Origin of the sequence: Streptomyces caeruleatus (assembly GCF_001514235.1) — a bacterium.
GTDB classification, from domain to species: domain Bacteria; phylum Actinomycetota; class Actinomycetes; order Streptomycetales; family Streptomycetaceae; genus Streptomyces; species Streptomyces caeruleatus.
Genome location: NZ_KQ948933.1, coordinates 261,117 through 279,644 on the forward strand (window position 1 = coordinate 261,117; position 18,528 = coordinate 279,644).

General features: G+C 70.9%; 17 protein-coding genes. 7 read left to right on the top strand and 10 right to left on the bottom strand.

Going from position 1 to position 18,528, the window contains the following annotated elements; all coding sequences use genetic code 11:
- Positions 1–109: 109 nt before the first annotated feature.
- From pfkB to AQJ67_RS29110, 3 genes are all read right to left on the bottom strand, one after another.
- Positions 110–1,057, bottom strand: coding sequence for a 1-phosphofructokinase (gene pfkB, locus AQJ67_RS29100; protein ID WP_062722273.1), 948 nt, complete (start codon positions 1,055–1,057; stop codon positions 110–112).
- 12 nt (positions 1,058–1,069) lie between these two features.
- Complete coding sequence (locus AQJ67_RS29105; RefSeq protein WP_062722274.1) at positions 1,070–1,831, bottom strand: DeoR/GlpR family DNA-binding transcription regulator; 762 nt, start codon at positions 1,829–1,831, stop codon at positions 1,070–1,072.
- Positions 1,832–2,035: 204 nt separating this feature from the next.
- Positions 2,036–3,604 (bottom strand): MFS transporter, encoded by a 1,569-nt coding sequence (locus AQJ67_RS29110; protein WP_062722275.1) that lies wholly within the window; start codon positions 3,602–3,604, stop codon positions 2,036–2,038.
- A 62-nt stretch (positions 3,605–3,666) separates the two neighbouring features.
- Here AQJ67_RS29110 and AQJ67_RS29115 point away from each other — a divergent pair, with 62 nt between their 5' ends.
- Positions 3,667–4,638: a helix-turn-helix transcriptional regulator gene (locus tag AQJ67_RS29115; protein ID WP_062722276.1), complete on the top strand. Its 972-nt coding sequence runs from the start codon at positions 3,667–3,669 to the stop codon at positions 4,636–4,638.
- 495 nt (positions 4,639–5,133) lie between these two features.
- Here AQJ67_RS29115 and AQJ67_RS29120 read toward each other — a convergent pair whose 3' ends face one another.
- Positions 5,134–5,715, bottom strand: a complete 582-nt coding sequence (locus AQJ67_RS29120) for a TetR/AcrR family transcriptional regulator (protein ID WP_062722277.1) — start codon at positions 5,713–5,715, stop codon at positions 5,134–5,136.
- A gap of 411 nt (positions 5,716–6,126) precedes the next feature.
- Positions 6,127–7,125, bottom strand: a complete 999-nt coding sequence (locus AQJ67_RS29125) for a sigma-70 family RNA polymerase sigma factor (protein ID WP_062722278.1) — start codon at positions 7,123–7,125, stop codon at positions 6,127–6,129.
- 170 nt (positions 7,126–7,295) lie between these two features.
- On the opposite strand from AQJ67_RS29125, the gene AQJ67_RS29130 reads away from it, so the two are divergent.
- Positions 7,296–7,826, top strand: coding sequence for a GNAT family N-acetyltransferase (locus tag AQJ67_RS29130; protein WP_062722279.1), 531 nt, complete (start codon positions 7,296–7,298; stop codon positions 7,824–7,826).
- A gap of 13 nt (positions 7,827–7,839) precedes the next feature.
- Here the strand turns inward: AQJ67_RS29130 and AQJ67_RS29135 are convergent, their stop codons facing one another.
- The gene (locus tag AQJ67_RS29135) at positions 7,840–8,628 is read right to left on the bottom strand and encodes a dioxygenase family protein (protein ID WP_062722461.1); all 789 of its coding nucleotides are present in this window, start codon (positions 8,626–8,628) and stop codon (positions 7,840–7,842) included.
- Between the two features lie 118 nt (positions 8,629–8,746).
- Here AQJ67_RS29135 and AQJ67_RS29140 point away from each other — a divergent pair, with 118 nt between their 5' ends.
- A complete protein-coding gene (locus AQJ67_RS29140) occupies positions 8,747–9,250 on the top strand; it encodes a MarR family winged helix-turn-helix transcriptional regulator (protein WP_062722462.1) in 504 nt (167 codons plus the stop codon).
- A 108-nt stretch (positions 9,251–9,358) separates the two neighbouring features.
- Here AQJ67_RS29140 and AQJ67_RS29145 read toward each other — a convergent pair whose 3' ends face one another.
- On the bottom strand, positions 9,359–10,900 hold the full coding sequence (locus AQJ67_RS29145) for an MFS transporter (protein ID WP_062722280.1): 1,542 nt from the start codon (positions 10,898–10,900) through the stop codon (positions 9,359–9,361).
- 186 nt (positions 10,901–11,086) lie between these two features.
- Complete coding sequence (locus AQJ67_RS29150; protein WP_062722281.1) at positions 11,087–11,731, bottom strand: TetR/AcrR family transcriptional regulator; 645 nt, start codon at positions 11,729–11,731, stop codon at positions 11,087–11,089.
- Positions 11,732–11,987: 256 nt separating this feature from the next.
- Between AQJ67_RS29150 and AQJ67_RS29155 the strand changes: the two genes are divergently transcribed.
- Both AQJ67_RS29155 and AQJ67_RS29160 read left to right on the top strand, forming a co-directional pair.
- Positions 11,988–13,268 carry a M6 family metalloprotease domain-containing protein gene (locus tag AQJ67_RS29155; protein ID WP_079056243.1) on the top strand — a complete coding sequence of 427 codons (1,281 nt, stop codon included), beginning with the start codon at positions 11,988–11,990 and terminating at the stop codon, positions 13,266–13,268.
- A gap of 212 nt (positions 13,269–13,480) precedes the next feature.
- Entirely contained in the window at positions 13,481–15,151 is a 1,671-nt protein-coding gene (locus AQJ67_RS29160; RefSeq protein ID WP_062722283.1) for an IclR family transcriptional regulator domain-containing protein, read from the top strand.
- A 163-nt stretch (positions 15,152–15,314) separates the two neighbouring features.
- On the opposite strand, the gene AQJ67_RS29165 is transcribed toward AQJ67_RS29160, so the two are convergent.
- Positions 15,315–15,902: an NADPH-dependent FMN reductase gene (locus AQJ67_RS29165; RefSeq protein ID WP_062722284.1), complete on the bottom strand. Its 588-nt coding sequence runs from the start codon at positions 15,900–15,902 to the stop codon at positions 15,315–15,317.
- A gap of 72 nt (positions 15,903–15,974) precedes the next feature.
- A complete protein-coding gene (locus AQJ67_RS29170) occupies positions 15,975–17,033 on the bottom strand; it encodes a GlxA family transcriptional regulator (protein WP_062722285.1) in 1,059 nt (352 codons plus the stop codon).
- 171 nt (positions 17,034–17,204) lie between these two features.
- Here AQJ67_RS29170 and AQJ67_RS29175 point away from each other — a divergent pair, with 171 nt between their 5' ends.
- Both AQJ67_RS29175 and AQJ67_RS29180 read left to right on the top strand, forming a co-directional pair.
- Positions 17,205–17,783, top strand: a complete 579-nt coding sequence (locus AQJ67_RS29175) for a cysteine hydrolase family protein (RefSeq protein WP_062722286.1) — start codon at positions 17,205–17,207, stop codon at positions 17,781–17,783.
- Positions 17,784–17,965: 182 nt separating this feature from the next.
- Positions 17,966–18,457 carry a nuclear transport factor 2 family protein gene (locus tag AQJ67_RS29180; protein WP_062722287.1) on the top strand — a complete coding sequence of 164 codons (492 nt, stop codon included), beginning with the start codon at positions 17,966–17,968 and terminating at the stop codon, positions 18,455–18,457.
- Positions 18,458–18,528 lie beyond the last annotated feature (71 nt).

The window sequence follows — 18,528 nt, forward strand, 5'->3', positions numbered from 1 at the left end:
GCGGCAGAGCGGCTCAGGAGGCCCTGCCGTCCGTCGGCGGGCGTGAGTAACGCCGAGCTTCGCCACTTACGGGCCGGATCGGCAATAACTGTGACAACCACGACATTCGTCATGACACCGGCTCCTTGAGGACACGGTCCATCGGCACCTCGGCCGTGACCGTCACCGCGGACGGGTCCAGGTCGGAAGGCGAGGGCATCACGCTGCCGGGGAGCTGCACGGCGGCCGCGCCGTGCGCGACGGCCGAGGCGAGGGCCTGCGGGCCGCTGCCGCCCGCGATGAGGAAGCCGGCCAGGGAGGAGTCGCCGGCGCCGACATTGCTGCGGACGACGTCCACGCGCGCGGTGGCGAACCAGGCGCCCGCGCCGTCCACGAGCAGCTGCCCGTCCGCGCCCAGGCTCGCCAGTACGGCCCCGGCGCCCATCGCACGCAGTTCCTCGGCGGCCTTCAGCGCGTCGCCGACGGTGGTCAGGGGGCGCCCGACCGCTGCCGCGAGCTCCTCGGCGTTCGGCTTCACCACGTCGGGACGGGCGCGCAGGGCTTCGAGGAGGGCGGGCCCGGAGGTGTCCAGGGCGATCCGCGCGCCCCCTGCGTGCGCACGGGCGACCACATCGGCGTACCAGGTCGGCGCGAGTCCGCGCGGCAGGCTGCCGCAGCAGGCGATCCAGGCGGCGTCGCGCGACTGCTCGCGCACCGTCTCCAGGAGCAGCTCCTGCTCGGCGGCCGACAGCTCGGGGCCGGGCGCGTTGATCTTCGTGAGGACGCCGTCCGACTCCGCGAGCGCGATGTTCGAGCGGGTGGCTCCGGCGACCGGGACGGGCGCGACCTCGATGCCCTGGGCGTCGAGCAGGTCGGCGACGAGTGCGCCGGGCGCGCCGCCCAGGGGCAGTACGGCGACCGTGCGCTGCCCGGCGGCCGCCACGGCACGGGAGACGTTCACGCCCTTGCCGCCCGGGTCCATGCGCTCGCCGGTGGCGCGGATGACCTCGCCGCGGTCGAGGGAGGGCACCTCATAGGTGCGGTCCAGGGACGGGTTCGGGGTGACGGTGAGGATCATGCGCACTCGTTTCTAAACACACAGCACTTCCGTGCCGCCGCGCTCGATCGCGGTGGCGTCTTCGGGGCTCAGCCCGCTGTCGGTGATCAGCAGGTCCACGTCGCTCAGGTCACCGAAGCGGGCGAAGTGCTCCTGGCCGTGCTTGGAGGAGTCGGCGAGCAGCACCACACGGCGGGCGGCGGCCACGGCCGCGCGCTTGACCGCCGCCTCGGCGAGGTCGGGGGTGGTCAGACCGTGCTCGGCGGAGAAGCCGTTGGCCGCGACGAACAGGACGTCGGCGCGGATCTCGCCGTACGCGCGCAGCGCCCAGGCGTCCACGGCGGCGCGCGTACGGTGCCGTACGCGCCCTCCGACCAGGTGGAGCTGGACGCTGGGGTGGTCCGCGAGACGGGCCGCGATGGGCAGGCTGTGCGTGACGACGGTGAGGGACGCCTCCAGCGGCAGGGCGGCGGCGAAGCGGGCCACCGTCGTACCGGCGTCGAGGATCACCGTGCCCTCCGTGGGCAGCTCGGCGAGGGCCGCCTTCGCGACGCGGTCCTTCTCGTCGGCCGCCGTCGACTCGCGCTCGGCGAGGTCCGGCTCGAAGTCCAGACGCCCGGCCGGGATCGCGCCACCGTGCACACGGCGCAGGAGGCCGGCGCGGTCGAGGGCCTTCAGGTCCCGGCGGATCGTCTCCGCCGTCACCTGGAACTCCTCGGCCAGCGACAGCACGTCCACTCGGCCGCCGTCACGAGCCAGCCGGAGGATCTCCTGCTGTCGCTCCGGTGCGTACATGTCCGTTCGCCTCCGAACTGTGCCCGAACTTGTGGTTTCGCAGGGAGGCTACGCCCGGATTTCCGGAAAGTAAACAGGTTCGGGCTTGATCGGGCTTGATCGGGCACGAACAGGCCTCTGAAGTGGGAAAGCGGCGGATGCGGAAACCGAGACGCCCGGCACCGCAGCGCCGGGTCTCTCGGTTTCCGCATCCCTCCCCCGCCGTCATGACACCAGCGCCGGCTCCTTCTCCTCGGTCGGCGTCGGCTCCTCGGCCGCTCCCTCCATGTGCTGGGCCGGGCGGCCCGGCAGCGCGAACATCAGCAGGAAGATCACGCCCATCACCGCGGCCACCCAGCCCAGCGCGTGCTGGAAGCCGTCCCCGTAGGCCGCCGCGAACGCCTGCGGAGTCTGCGCGGTCTCGGACAGCCGGTCGTCGACGACTCCGAAGAACACCACCGAAACCAGGCCGAGGCCCAGCGCGTTGCCCATCTGCTGCACCGTGTTGATCAGGCCCGACGCCGAACCGGCGTGCTCGCGCGGCACCTCGGAGAGGATCACGTCCGTCAGCGGCGCCACGATCAGGCCCATGCCTACGCCCATCACGACCAGGGGCAGCGCCATCTGCCAGGGGGCGATGGACAGGCCGTAATGGTTCGCCTCCCAGATGTAGAGCACGACGCCGAGCACCATCGCCAGCGCGCCCGCCTGGAGCACCTTGCGGCCGAAGCGCGGGATCAGCTTCTGGACCGACAGGCCGGCCGCCGTCGAGACCGCGATCGAGAACGGGATGCCCGTCAGGCCCGCCTTCAACGGGCTCCAGCCCAGGCCGAACTGCATGTACAGCGTCCAGACCAGGAAGAAGATGCCGAGCGCCACACCGAAGACGGTCTGTACGGCGATGCCGGCCGCGAAGCTCTTCACCTTGAACAGGGAGAGCTCGATCAGCGGGGAGCCGTCGCGGGCGCCCTTCCTCTTCTCGTACGTCACCAGCGCCCCGAGGACGACGAGCGCGCCCGCCATCACCACGTACCCCCACGTCGGCCAGCCCAGCTCACGGCCGCGGGTCAGCGGGTAGAGCAGCATCAGCAGGCCGAGGGTGACGAGTCCGACGCCGACGAGGTCCAGCTTCAGGGCCCTGGGTGCCTTGGACTCGGTGATGAAACGGCTGCCGAGGATCAGGCCCGCGATGCCGACCGGGAGGTTGATCAGGAAGATCGGGCGCCATTCGAGGCCGAAGAGGTTCCACTCGGTGAGGAGTGCGCCGAGGAGGGGGCCGGTGACCGCGCCGAGGCCGACTACCGCGCCGAACAGGCCGAAGACCTTGCCGCGTTCGTGCGCCGGGAAGGTGGCGTGCACGATCGACAGGACCTGCGGGACCATCAGGGCCGCCATCGCGCCCTGGAGGATGCGGGAGGCGACCAGCATCTCCGGGTTCGCGGCGAAGCCGCACAGGGCCGAGGCGAGGGTGAAGCCACCGATGCCGATCAGGAACAGTCGCTTACGGCCGTGTATGTCGCCGAGACGGCCACCCGTGATCAGGCCGGCGGCGAACGCGAGGGCGTAGCCGGCGGTGATCCACTGGATCTGGCTGAACGTCGCGCCGGCCTCGCGCTGGATCGACGGGATGGCGATGTTGACGATCGTGACGTCAACCAGGTCCATGAAGGCCGCGGTCATCACGATGGCCAGGGCGAACCAGCGGCGGCGGTCGCCTGCGGCGGGCTGAGCGGTGGGTTGAGCGGCCGGGCTGGGGTGGGGCACGGGTGCTGCTTTTGTCTCGGCTGAGGTCATGGTTCGAAGTTAGGGCCCAAGTAGGTCAGATCGCGTCCTATTTCTGCGGCATCCTCGGATTCATGACTACGGATACTCCGGCACGGCTGCTGACGCTCCTCTCGCTTCTTCAGACGCCCCGCGAATGGCCCGGCGGCGAGCTCGCCGACCGGCTCGGGGTGTCCCGGCGTACGGTTCGACGGGACGTCGACCGGTTGCGGGAGCTGGGGTATCCCGTGCAGGCCAGCAAGGGTGCGGACGGGGGGTACCGGCTGGTCGCGGGCAAGGCGATGCCGCCGCTCGTGCTGGACGACGAGGAGGCCGTGGCCATCGCGGTCGGGCTGCGGGCGGGGGCCGGGCACGCCGTCGAGGGCGTCGACGAGGCGTCGGTCCGGGCGCTGGCCAAACTGGAGCAGGTGCTGCCGTCGCGGCTGCGGCACCGGGTGAGCACGCTTCAGGCCGCGACCACGCCGTTGACCAGCGGGGACGGGGCGAGCATCGCGCCCGAGACGCTGACCGTGATGGCGTCGTGTGTGGCGGGGCGGGAGCGGTTGCGGTTCGCGTACCGGGCGAAGGACGGGGTCGGGTCGCGGCGGGTGACCGAGCCGCACCGGCTGGTGTCCACGGGGCGGCGGTGGTACCTCGTGGCGTACGACCTCGATCGGGGCGACTGGCGAACGTTCCGGGTCGACCGGGTGAGTGAGCCGTTCGCCACCGGAGTGCGGTTCGCTGAGCGGGAGTTGCCGACGGGGAGCGCGGCGGAGTATTTGCGGCAGTCGATTCGGCCTCGGCAGGAGACGTACGAGGTCGCGGTGACGTTCGCTGCGGGGGCGGACGTTGTCGGGGCTCGGTTGCCTGGGTGGTTGGGGGTGCCGGAGGCGGTGGGTGAGGGTGGGTGCCGGGTGCGGGCTGTGGTGAGTGAGCCTGTGGAGTGGCTGGCTGTGCGGTTGGCGATGGTGGGGTGTGAGTTCTCGGTGGAGGGGCCGGGGGAACTGGTGCGGTGTGTCCGGGAGTTGGGTGGGCGGTTGAGTCGGGCGGGTGCCTCCGGCGGTTGAGCGGGGTGCCTCCGGCGGTTGGGCGGGGGATGCCTGCGGCGGCCCGTTGCTGTTCGGTGGGGGTTCGCGTAGCGCGGTTCGGTGAGTGGGCGGGTCGGGGCCGCGCCGGGGGGTCTCCGTCCTCGGTCGGGCGGCTCGGTTGGCTCTAGATGTGCTCTGCGTTGACGCCCGCCGCTGCGGGCGGACACCCCCCGACACGGCCCCTGCTCGCCGCGGGCGGCTGCGGGTGCGTCCACGGCAACCCCCCTAGGGGCGCGGGGAACTGCGCGACCAGCCACAACGGACCCGCAGCCGACGTACCACGCGTGCCCGCCCATGTCCTTCACGCGGCCCACTGCAACCCCCCAGGGGCGCGGGGAACTGCGCGACCAGCCACAACGGACCCGCAGCCGACGTACCACCCGCGCCCACCCATGTCCTTCACGCGGCCCACTGCAACCCCCCAGGGGCGCGGGGAACTGCGCGACCAGCCACGACGGACCCGCAGCCGACGTACTACGCGTGCCCGCCCATGTCCCACGGGAAGTTCCTCAACGCGGCCAAGTTGGCCTGGGCCAGGGCTGCTGGGCCCTGGGGGCCCTCCGTGGGGGCGTCGCTGGAGGCCCAGGTTTCTACGGCTACGCGGACCGCGGCGGCCGCTACGGCTGCCGCGAAGTTCAGCGCGGCAACGTTGTCTTGGCCTGTTCTTGCCGCGAGGGCCTCCGCCAGGGTTCGTTCGGAGTCGTGGCAGGCCTCGGACCAGACCTTGCGCAGGGCTGGGCTGGAGATGGCCAGGCGGACCAGGGTGCGGACCCATTGCCAGGAGGACTCCGAGATGCCGGCGCCCGGGGTCAGGGTGTGGTGCAGGGCGTGTTCCAGGGCCTCGGGGACGGGGAGGTCGGCGGGGGCGTCGCGGACCGCCTCGGTCCAGCGGCTGGCACCGGCCGTGTAGAGGGGAGCCACCGCCTCTTCCTTGGTGGCGAAATAGCGGTAGAAGGTCCGCGGGGCGACACCCGCGGCCTGGGCGATGTCCTCGGCTCGGGTGGCCCGCAGGCCCTGCTCCACGAAGAGGGCGGCCGCGGCTCGGGCGATCTCCATGCGGGTCGCCGCCTTGCGTCGTTCCGTGAGGGAGGGAGAGGTGCTCACGCCCGGCAGGCTATGCCCATGTGGCACAATCTGCCATTCGGGTGGGCCACCCCGTGGTTCAGGTACGGGGTGGCTTGCCCTTCCAGCGTTTGGGGCGAAGTGGAGCCGGGCCCGGCACCCAGGGGGGATGGGCGCCGAAGCCCGGCTCGGGGAGAGTCCCGGCGCCGGGGGGAGTGCGTCGGGACTTGGTCTGCGGGGGGGCGGTACGGGTTCGGGGCCCCGGGGGTCCAGGGCCCGAACTCCCTTGCCCTAAGGGCTTGTTCCCGGGGGTCTGGCGGTTGAAGCGGCGTTACATCGCCATGTTTGCGCGGTCTTTCGCCACCCGGCGTACGCGAGCGGAGCCGGTCGCACGCCCCCGGTCCGCTACGCCGCCGCGTCGAAGCCCGTACTGCGGGCCAGCTTCTTCAGCTCCAGCAGGGCGTGCTTCTCGATCTGGCGGATGCGCTCGCGGGTGAGGCCGTGCTCCTTGCCGACCTCGGTCAGCGTGCGCTCGCGGCCGTCGTCGATGCCGTAGCGCATCTTGATGATGGAGGCGGTGCGCTGGTCCAGGCGGCCGATCAGGTCGTCCAGTTCCTCGCTGCGCAGGAGGGTGAGGACCGACTGTTCCGGGGAGACCGCGGAGGTGTCCTCCAGAAGGTCGCCGAACTGGGTCTCGCCCTCGTCGTCCACCGACATGTTGAGGGAGACCGGGTCTCGGGCCCAGTCCAGGACGTCGGTGACCCGGTCCGCGTTCGAGCCGAGTTCGGCGGCGATCTCCGCCGGCTCGGGGTCGCGGCCGTGCTCGCGGTTGAACTCGCGCTGGACTCGGCGGATACGGCCGAGCTCCTCCACCAGGTGGACGGGGAGGCGGATCGTGCGGGACTGGTCGGCTATCGAGCGGGTGATGGCCTGGCGGATCCACCAGGTCGCGTACGTCGAGAACTTGAAGCCCTTGCGGTAGTCGAACTTCTCCACCGCGCGCACCAGACCCGCGTTTCCCTCCTGGATCAGGTCGAGGAGGGGCAGGCCGCTGCGCGGGTAGCGGCGGGCCACCGCGACGACCAGACGGAGGTTGGAGCGGATGAAGATGTCCTTGGCCCGCTCGCCGTCGGCGACCAGGGCTTCCAGCTCTTCGCGGGTGGCGTCCGCCTTGGCCTCCTCGTATCCGTCGAGGACCTGCCTTGCGAACACACCCGCCTCGATGATCTGCGACAGCTCGACCTCTTTGGCTGCGTCGAGAAGCGGCGTGCGCGCGATCTCGTCGAGGTACATGCCGACCAGGTCGCGGTCCGCGATCTCGCCGCCATGGGCGCGAACACTGCTTGCCGCGTCGACGGCCTCGCCTGTGGCGGACTGACGACGGGCGACGGCACGGGTTGCCATGCGTGCTCCCTTGCGAAGTGGGGCGGGCGGGTGGTTCGTGAACGGTTGGGACTCTTCTCGAGTGCCCGCCGTTCGATGGAAACAACGACTGGAATCAGGACAGAATTCCCAACCCGCCCCTCTATTTTTCTGATCTTGCAGTACCCTGTCCGGCCACACGAGGAGGCACGATGTCGTCGGGACGTACAGAGGTGCAGGTCAGACCGGGAGTCGAGGGTGACCTCGAAGCCCTCACCGACATCTACAACCACTATGTACGTGAGACGCCCATCACGTTCGACACTGCTGTCTTCACGCCGGAAGAGCGCCGCCCTTGGCTGCTCTCCCACCCTGAAGACGGCCCGCACCGGTTGATGGTTGCCGCGCAGGACGGTCCCGCGGGCAACTCACAGCGGATTCTGGGCTACGCCACATCCAGCGCCTTCCGGCCGAAGCCCGCCTACGGGACCTCCGTGGAGGTCACCGTCTACCTCGCGCCGGACGCCGGGCGCCGGGGCGTCGGCACCCTTCTCTACAAGGCCCTGTTCGAGGCCCTGGCGGAGGAGGACGTGCATCGCGCCTACGCGGGGATCGCGCAGCCGAACGAGGCGTCCACGCGCCTGCACGAGCGGTTCGGCTTCCGGTACGTCGGGACGCACCGGGAGGTGGGCCGCAAGTTCGGCCGGTACTGGGACGTCGCCTGGTACGAGAAGGAGCTCTGAGCGTCGGGACGGCTCAGCCGAACTGCACCGAGCGCTTGGCCAGGCCCATCCAGAAGCCGTCGATCACCGACTTCTGCGGGGTCTGAAGTTCGCCCGCCGCGTCCGCCGCGCCCATCGTCACGAACAGCGGGGCGAAGTGCTCGGTGCGCGGGTGGGCGTAGCGGCCGGCCGGGGCCTTGTGGAGGAAGTCCAGCAGGGCGTCGAAGTCGCGGCTCTCCAGCGCCCGGCGGCCCCAGTCGTCGAACTCCACGGACCAGGCGGGGATGCCGCTCTGCCGCAGGGCCGCCAGGTTGTGGGTGAAGAACCCGGAGCCGACGATCAGCACGCCCTCGTCACGCAGCGGCGCGAGCTTGCGGCCGATCTCCATGAGCTTCACCGGGTCGAGGGTCGGCATGGATATCTGGAGGACAGGGATGTCCGCGGCGGGGTACATCTCGACGAGCGGAACGTAGGCGCCGTGGTCGAGGCCGCGGTCCGGGATGTCCTGGACGGGCATGCCGGGGGCGCGCAGCAGCTTCCGTACGGACTCGGCGAGTTCGGGAGCGCCGGGGGCCGTATAGGTCACCTGGTAGTAGTGCTCGGGAAATCCCCAGAAGTCGTAGACGAGAGGAACGGTCTCGGTGGCACCGATGGCGAGCGGGGCCTCCTCCCAGTGGGCGGAGACCATGAGGATCGCCTTCGGGCGGGGCAGGTCGGCGGACCATGCGGCGAGCTCGGCGGGCCAGATCGGGTCGTCCGCGAGCGGCGGTGCGCCGTGGCTGAGATAGAGGGCAGGCATGCGCTCCTGCGTGGCGGCGGACATGGCGGCGACTCCCTCCGAGGGCTTGAAGCCGATGTGCTTCAAATCTAAAGCTTCCCTATGGAAGACCGTACGCCGAAGTAGTTAAAAATTCAAGGAGAGCTCTCGTACAGTGGAGTACATGAATACGGCATCGACCTCGGAACCGCGCTGGCTCAGCGACGAGCAGCAGCGCGTATGGCGCTCCTACATCGACGCGACCACGCTTCTCGAGGATCACCTGGACCGCCAGCTCCAGCGGGACGCCGGCATGCCGCACGTCTACTACGGCCTTCTGGTCAAGCTGGCCGACTCACCGCGCCGCCGGCTGCGGATGACCGAGCTGGCGATGTACGCCAAGATCACCCGCTCCCGTCTCTCGCACGCCATCGCCCGGCTGGAGAAGAACGGCTGGGTACGGCGCGAGGACTGCCCCGACGACAAGCGGGGCCAGTTCGCGGTGCTGACGGACGCGGGCGGTGAGGTACTGCGGCAGACGGCACCGGGCCATGTGGAGGCCGTACAGCAGGCGGTGTTCGACCGGCTCACCCCCGAACAGCAGAAGGCCCTCGGCGAGATCATGCGGATCGTCGCCGAGGGCCTGCAGCCGAGCGAAGCAGGTGCGGACCTGCCCTGGCTCCGCTGAACCGCTCATTCAGGGAGCCGGGGCAGGTCCTGGTGGCCGTACGTACGGAGCGTCCCCATCCCCGTACGTACGCCAGGTCCCGAGGGGTTACGACGGTCGTCGTCGGCGTCAGTGCGCGATGACCGGCACCGCCAGCTCCTCCGCCGCGCCCTCCTCGGAGGACGCCACCGTCGTACCGCCCGGGCGGCCGGCGTTGACGAAGGTCAGGGCGATGGCCGCGGCCGCGACCAGGATGCCGACGGCGAACCAGATGGCGCTGGTGTAGCCCTGCACCATGCCCTCCAGCTGGACCAGCTGCTGCTGGGACTTGCTGGACGCGCCGACGATGTGGTCGGCGATGTAGGACGTGGTGGCCGAGGCGGCGATCGTGTTCAGCAGGGCCGTACCGATCGCGCCGCCCACCTGCTGCGAGGTGTTGACCATCGCGGAGGCGACACCGGCGTCCTGCGGCTTGACGCCCAGCGTGGCCAGGGACATGGCCGGCATGAACGCCGTACCCATACCGAGGCCGAGCAGCAGCATCGCGGGCAGCAGCAGCGCCGCGTACGACGAGCCGATCTCCAGCTGGGTCAGCAGCAGCATGCCGAGCGCGGCGACCAGGAAGCCGGGGCCCATCAGCAGCCGCGGCGCGACCCGGGTCATCAGCCGGGTGCCGATCTGGGTGGAACCCGTGATCATGCCCGCGATCATCGGCAGGAAGGCGAAGCCGGTCTTCACCGGCGAGTAGCCCTTAACGATCTGCAGGTAGTAGGTCAGGAACAGGAACAGACCGAACATCGCGATGATCGCGAGGCCGAGGGACAGGTACACGCCGCCCCGGTTGCGCTCGGTGATCACGCGCAGCGGCAGCAGCGGGGCCTTGACCTTGGACTCGACGACCACGAAGGCCAGCAGCAGCACGCCGGAGGCGACGAACATGCCGACCGTCATCGAGTCGCCCCAGCCCTCGGACTCGGCGCGGGTGAACCCGTAGACCAGCGAGACCAGACCGAGGGTGGACAGGATCACGCCGGGGATGTCGAGCGCGGAGCGGTTGCGGCCGCCCTCGGGCTCACGGATGACGTACCAGGCACCGGCCGCGGCGATGATGGCGAACGGGATGTTCACGAAGAACGTCCAGCGCCAGTCCAGGTACTCGGTGAGGAAGCCGCCGAGGATCAGACCGACGGCACCGCCACCACCGGCGATGGCGCCGTAGATGCCGAACGCCTTGGCGCGCTCCTTGGCGTCGGTGAACATCACCGCGAGGAGGGAGAGCGCGGCGGGCGCGAGCAGCGCGCCGAAGGCACCCTGGAGGGCGCGGGCGCCGAACATCATGGCCTCGTTGGTGGCCGCGCCACCCAGCGCGGAGGCCGCGGCGAAGCCGCCGAGACCGATGACGAAGGCCCGCTTGCGGCCCCAGAGGTCGGCGATACGGCCGCCGAACAGCAGCAGACCACCGAAGGCCAGGGCGTAGGCCGTGACGACCCACTGCTTGTTGCCCTCGGATATCCCCAGGTCCTGCTGGGCGGAGGGCAGTGCGATGTTCACGATGGTCGCGTCGAGGACGACCATGAGCTGGGCCAGCGCGATGAAGACGAGCGCTTTCCAGCGGTTGGAATCGGCGGCACCGAGGGTGCCGCCTGGAGCCTTTGCGGCTGTTTCGGACATGGGGATACCCACTTCGGGACTTCGTGACGGAAAAAGGGTGTCTAGAGGAAAGAAAGGTGACTCAAGGGGACGGCTCGTCGGCTGTGACGGCCGGTGAGAATCGCTGCGGGTGACGACCGCCGGTGATGATGCCTACGGTGACGGCCGCCGGTGATGACGACTGCTGGGGCGCTCTGAACTGATCGGTCAGGCCTGGCGCAGGTCCTCCATGGTCAGCGCCGTGCCCGGCAGGACCGAACGGGCCGGGGCCCGCAGTCCGTCCAGGAACAGCTGGAGATGACGGTGGACGAAGCGGTCGGCGATGCTGCACCCGGTTCCCGCCGGGGGCCGGCTGAGCTGGGCCACGGCGACCATGAGGTCGCTGACACCCACGTCGGAGCGGAGCTGGCCGGCCGCCTTGGCGCGGTCCATGATCGCCCCGACGAGCTGCTCGGACCGCTCGCGCGCCGCCTCCAGGTCCGGGTGGTGCTTGTCGAACGTGCTCTGGACCATCGGACACAGCGCGCTGAGCCGCTCGTCGGCCGCGGCGTGCACGAAGCGCTCCAGGGCCTCGAAGGCATCCCCGGACTCGGCGAGCGCGAGCTCGGCCGCCGCCACCGTACGATCCATGACGGAGCAGACGACCTCGCGGACCAGCGCGTCGCGGTCGGGGAAGTTGCGGTACACCGTGGCATTGCCGACGCCGGCCCGGCGGGCGATCTCGTCGAGCGGCACGTCCGGGCCGAACTCGACGAACATCTCCCGGGCGGCGGTGACGATCCGCTCCCGGTTGCGCAGGGCGTCGGCGCGCGGCCGGGGCGCCTTGCGCGCTACGGGGGTCACGGTCTGCACGGCGTACTCCTGATGCTGCTGGGTGGCGATCCGGGGAAGCTGTCCCCGTTTCGCTCGGACACATGACCAAACGGGGAAAGGGTCCCCGGTTATTTCCCGCCCCGCGAAAGAATCCATGTGACCTGAGTCACAAGCAACTGGCCGAAGAACCCACGTTCGGTCTCTTCCAGCGCGCGCCCGCGCAGCGCCCGACACAGGGTGATCGAGAGGGTGCAGCACGCAGTCCGGCGGCTGCCATGGACTGAAGGGCCCATGCATGCAGCCGAGCCGTCGGATACGCCCCCGCCGTGTGGCCGCCCTCGCCTCCGTGACCGTCCTGACCCTGGCGGTCAGCACCTCGGCAGGCACCGGACACCTCACGGCGGGTACCTCGACGGCGGCCGGAGCGAGCCCGATGCCCCCGGTCCCCCCCTCCGCGCTCGGCCCCTGTCTGATCAGCGGCCGGCCCACCATCCAGATGTCGGAGGGCATGCCGACCACCCGCGGCTACGCCCGCTCCACCGGCACCGTCCGCGCCCTCACCCTGATGGTCGACTTCTCCGACGCGCCCGGCCCGGGCAAGGCCCTCGACCGCTTCGCCGAGTTCTTCCCGCAGACCCAGAACTGGTTCCGCACGAGCTCCTACGGCCGTCTCGACTACCGCCCCGAGACCCCGATCCCCCGCTGGCTCAGGATGCCCAAGTCGTTCCGGGCCTACGGCATAGAGCGCGGCGCGCCCTTCGACCCCGGGTACCGCAAGCTGGTCCAGGACATCGTGGTCGCGGCCGACCCCAAGGTGGACTTCCGCTCGTACGACTTCCTGAACGTCCTGGTCACCCCGAACGCCGGCCCCTCCGCCCTGGACACGGTCCTGTCCGTGACCTTCGCGGGCAACGCGGAGGCGCCGGTGGCCGACGGCGTCTCGGTGACCAACGCGTCCTTCGTCTACTCCCGCCAGGACGACGGCTCCGGCACCTACCACCGCACCGGCTACCGGGTCCTCCCCCACGAGAACGGCCATGTCTTCGGCCTGCCCGACCTCTACACCGCCGAGGGCGGCGGCGCGGTCGGCCACTGGGACATCATGAGCGAGGACTGGGGGGCCAACAACGACCTGCTCGGCTGGCACAAGTGGAAGCTGGGCTGGCTGGACGCCTCCCAGGTCCGCTGCGCGGCCACGTCCGGCACCGCCGAGTACGCCCTGACGCCGCTGGCCCGCGAGGGCGGCCCGAAGCTGGTCTTCATACCGCTGGACCGCCGTACCGGCTACGCCGTCGAACTGCGCACCCGCGAGGGCAACGACGAGGCCGTGTGCCGCCCCGGCGTCCTGATCTACAGGGTCGACGCCGACGTCGACACCGGGATGGGCCCGGTAAAGGTCCTCGACTCCCACGAGGACAGCGGCGGCTGCACCCGCAGCCCGAACGTCCATGCCGAACTCTCGGACGCGACGTACGTGCCGGGGGAGGAATTCCGGGACGAGAAGCGGGGGGTGCGGGTGGAGGTGGTGGGGGCGGATCTGGATGGGGGGTATCGGGTGCGGGTGACGCGGGGGTAGAGGTTCCAGCCCTGCGGGCGGGTGCTGCCTTCTCAGCCCCTCCGGCGCGTGATTCCAGCCCCTCCGGCGTTTGAGGAGCGGGGGTCCAGGGGGCAGAGCCCCCTGGCGGGGTGGAAGGGGCAGCGCCCCTTCAAGGATGGGACGGGTAGGGGCGGCGGGGGCGAGAACCACTTACGGTTGGCCCTGCCGCGAACCGCCGTACCGGAGAACCGATGCCCGCGAAGACACCCCTGGACGACCACCCCGCACCCACCGAGGCGGTCACCCCACTGATCCGCGGCGTCACAGTGCTGCGGCACCTGACAGACTCCGGCGGCACACTGAGCGCAAGCGCCCTGGAGCGCGCCACCGGCCTCGCCCGCTCCACGGTGGACCGAATCGCCGCCACACTCGCCCGCATGGGCTACGTCCGCCTGGACGGCCGCGACGTGGTACTGGCACCCCCCGTCATGGAACTGGGCAACGCCTACCTGGCCTCCCTCGGCCTGCCCGCCCTCCTCTCCTCCCACGCGGACGCCCTCGCCGACGAGCTCGACGAGTCCGTCTCCCTCGCGGTCGCCGACCGCGACGGCATCCGCTTCATCCACCAGGCCACCCGCCGCCGCGCGATGTCCCTCAGCTTCCGCATCGGCGACCTGCTCCCGGCCGAACGCACCGCGCCCGGCCCGCTGTTCGCCACGGAGTGGACGGACGCGCGATGGCACGCCTGGCGCGAACGCCGGGCGGCGGACCCCGAGGACCGCGGCTTCCCGGCCGTACCGCCCCGGGAGCACCTGTCCTCCGACGAGGACTTCGCCCGCCGGGCGGCGCGGGCGCGGGAGGACGGCTGGGCGCTGGACGACCAGCTGATCGAACCGGGGTTGGTTGCGGTGTCCGTGCCGGTACGTGATCCGCGTACGGGCGGCGGCCGCATCGCGTGCGTGGCGAACGTGGTGAGCCACACGAGCCGGCACACCGCCACCGACCTGCGCGACACGCTCCTCCCCCGGCTGCGGTCCGCGGTCGCGGAGATGGAACGCGAGCTGCGCGAGGCACCGGAACCGCGCCCCGGCACGGCTCCGGCGGGCCTCGCCGTCTGGACGGGAGCCTCCAAGCAGGAACTCGGCAGGGAGTTCGTCGAGTCGCTGGCGCGCGGGCTGACCGTACTGACCGCCTTCGGCGCGGGCCGGGCCGAGCTGACCCTCACGGACGTCGCCCGCGCCACCGGGCTGGCCCGGGCCACGGCACGCAGGGCGCTCATCACCTACGAACACCTCGGCCTGGTACGCCAGTCGGGGAACCGCGGCTTCGCGCTGACCCCGCGCGTCCTGTCCCTCGGCTACCCGCCCCTCTCCCGCACCTCACTGGCCCAGATCGCCACCCCGCACCTGGCCGAACTGGCCGACCGCGTGCACGAGTCGGCATCCCTCGCGGTGCTGACGCCGTCGGGCGAGGAGGTCCAGTACACCGCCCGGGCCGCCACCAGCCGCGTGATGAGCGTCAACATCACGGTCGGCACCCGGCTGCCCGCGTACGCGACGTCCCTGGGCCGGGTGCTGCTGGCCGATCTCCCGCCTGCCGAACGGCAGTTGGGCGACCTGGCCCCGCTGACCCCGCGGACGACCACGGACCCCGCGACACTGCGGGCCACCCTGGAGGACGTCCGCACGCGTGGATACGCCCTGGTCGACGAGGAGTTGGAGGCGGGGCTGCGGTCGGTTGCCGTACCGGTACGGGACCGTACGGGGCAGGTCGTCGCCGCGGTGAACGTGGCCATGCACGCCGCTCGGCGGTCGGTGGAGGAGTGCGTGCGGGACGTGCTGCCGGCGTTGGTGGAGACGGCGGGGCGGGTGGAGGGGGATCTGCGGGTGGCGGGGAGGTTCGCGCGGGTGACGATGGTGTGAGGTGCGCGAGGCCTGGGCGGCCTGCGTGGCCTGTGCGGCCTGTGCGGCCTGTGCGATCTGCGAGGTCGGCGCGGTCTGCGCGGTCTGTGAGGCCCGCGGGGCGGCCCGCGTGGAGGCCAGCGGGGCGGCCAGCAGGCCCGGCATTCAGGGCCTGCCTGCCTGCTCAGCCGTCGTAGGGCCTGGCGGCGCGGCCCTCGCGCAGGGTCAGTCCCCACCAGGCGAGCTGGTCGAGCAGCACGGCGGCGGCCTTGCCGGTGCTGTCCTGGTCGTACGGACGCCCTTCGTCGTCGAACCGCTCCCAGGCCATGTGGAAGCTGACGGTGTCGCGCAGGGTGACGGCGTGCAGCTCGGCGAAGACCTGCCGCAACTGCTCCACCGCCCGCTGCCCGCCGGCCATCCCCCCGTACGACACGAACCCGACCGGCTTGGCCCGCCACTCCCGGTAGACGTAGTCGATGGCCAGCTTCAGGGCGGCCGGGTAGCCGTGGTTGTACTCCGGCGTGACGACGACGAACCCGTCGAGTCCTTCGATGCGTTCGGCGAGGGTCGGCGCGTCGCCCGGGGCGTCGGAGCGCTCCAGGGTGAGCTTGAGTTCGTCGGCGAGGGCGGGTTCGGAGAGATCGATGACATGGGTCTCCATGTCGTCCCGCCGACCGATCTCCGACACGAACCACCGGGCGACCGTGTCGGCGAGGCGGCCGGGGCGGACGCTGCCGATGAGGACGCCGATCTTGAGTGGGGGCGTGGACATGGGGCTGCCTCGATTCCGTGAAGTCGTGATCCCGTGCGGGGAGGTCGGTAGAGGCAACGTAGAATCTCAAGTTCACTTGAGGTCAATGCGGTCGATGCGGTCGACGCGGTCGACGCGGTCGACGCGGTCGATGCGGTCACTGCGGAACTTGGCCCGGTACTCGCTCGGTGTAGTGGCGAGGCGGCGGCGGAACGCCCGGATGAGGGTGTCGACGGTGCCGAACCCGCAACGGGAGGCGACGCGTTCCAGCGTGTCGTCGGTGGTCTCCAGCAGGCCGGCGGCTCGCTCGACGCGGGCCGACTCGACGTAGGCGTGCGGTGTCGTACCGAGTTCCGTCTTGAAGATCCGGGTGAGCTGACGTTCACCGACATGCAGGTAGGCGGCCAGGTCCGGAACGGTGAGGCGGCGGTCGAGGTTGTTCAGGATGTGATGGCGCAGATCCTCGACGCGCCGGGTCGTGGACACCTGCTCCAACGGCACGCTGAACTGCGACTGCCCGCTGGGCCGCTTCAGATACATGACGAGCCGCCGAGCGACGCGCAGTGCGACGCTCTCGCCGAAGTCCTCCGCGACGAGCGCGAGGGACAGGTCGAGGCAGGCGCTGATACCCGCGCCCGTCCAGACCTCACCGTGCTCCCCCTGCTGACGGATGAAGATCGGATCCGGGTCGACCAGCACCGCGGGATGGTCTGCGGCGAGCCGTTGCGCGGTGGACCAGTGCGTGGTGGCGCGTTTGCCGTCGAGGAGCCCCGCGGCGGCGAGGATGTGCGCACCGACGCACACCGAGGCCACCCGCCGGGTACGTCCGGCCAACGCCTTCACCCGGGCCACCGTGCCGGGCTCGGCGACGGGGTGGATGCGCTGCTCGCTGTCGACCTCGACCGAGCCCGGCACCAGCAGGGTGTCGATCACCCGCGCACCGACCTCGTCGAACGTGACGTCGGGCAGAATCCGCACCCCGGCCGCCGTGGTCACCGGCGCCAGCGTCTCGGCGGCCAGTACGACCTCGTAGCCGCCCTGTTCGGTGGCTTCCCTGGGGACGAGGGAGAACACCTCCGGCGGGCCGGTGACGTCGAGGAGGTCGACGCCTTCGAACAGCACGATCACGATCAGCCGGTTCACGATCCCCACCCCACCCTGTGCCGCGCGCCCACCCCCACCGGGGTCGGTTTCTGCAACTACTACGTCATTGCGGGCGCTTCGGTCCGAGCCGTAGCGTCACATACGGCTTCAACGGACTGCTGATCCCACGCACCGCACCTGTCCCCACCCCTCCCCCTTCCCCTCCCCTTGGAGAAGACCGTGCCGAGCAAGACGTTGCGCGAACTCGCGGGTGCCGACAGCACGCCGGCCGCCCTCGCGACCTCGACCCTCATCCTCGTCGACTACCAGAACACCTACACCCGCGGCGCGATGGAACTCGACGGCTGGCAGCCCGCCCTGGACGCCGCGTCGGACCTGCTGTCCCAGGCCCGCGCGGCCGGCTCCGCGATCATCCACGTCCAGCACGACGACGGCGAGGGCTCCCTCTACGACATCCGCCAGGACATCGGCCGCATTCACCCCAGCGTGGCACCCATCGACGGCGAGCCCGTGGTCGTCAAGCAGGCCCCGGACTCCTTCCACGGCACCGACCTCGGCAAGCTCGTGGACGAAGCCGGGAACGAGACCGTGATCATCGCCGGGTTCATGACCCACATGTGCGTCGCCTACACCTCCGCCTCGGCCGCCCTGCGCGGCAACAGGCCCACGGTCCCGGCGGACACATGCGCCACGAGGCCGATCGTCGACGTCAGCGCCGCCGAGTTGCATCGCGCGGCGTTGGCGACGATCGCGGATGCGTATGGGGTTGTGGTGGGGGCGGGGAGGGAGCTGGTGTGAGAGAACGGAGGCGTCATTGAGGGGGCATGCCGGGCTGCATGCCGGGCGGGATGACGGACGCGATGGCTCGCGGCGGGAGGTCAGGACGCGTCAGAGATCGCCAGGGCACGTCAGGGCACATCAGGGCACGCCAGGAAAGGCCCTCTTGACCTCAAGCATGCTTGAGGAAGGAGTCTCCCCCCATGGACACCGAAGAGATGCAGCGCCGGCAACAACGACAGTTGCAGACCCTGACCGACCGTGCCGAGATCACCGACCTGTTGGACCGCTACCTGCGTTCCCTGGACGACGCCGTCCTCGACGAGGAGTGGGCCGGCGCCTTCCACACCGAGGACGTCACCGCTGAGATGCCCATCGGCACCGTCCACGGCCGCGATGCCCTGCTGTCCCACGTCCGCCGGGGAATGGCCCTGTTCGACCGCACCGTGCACCTCGGCACCAACACCGTCATCGAGATCGACGGCCCCCGAGCCACGGCCCGCGGCGCCCAGCTCAGCACCCACGTCCTGGCGGACGGCTCGGCCGACGTCTTCATCTCCGCCGGCCACACCGACACCGAACTGGTCAGAACAACCGACGGCTGGCGCATCTCCGCCACATCCCTGCGCGTGACCTGGACCCAGGGCACCCCTCCCCGCCTCCCGACCGGACTGGGGCCTGCCCGTACGGCCTAGTTCCGGACCACCAGAGCAGCCCGCCCCGCCCACTTCCGCGACAGCACGCAGCCCCCCCCCCCCCCCCCCCC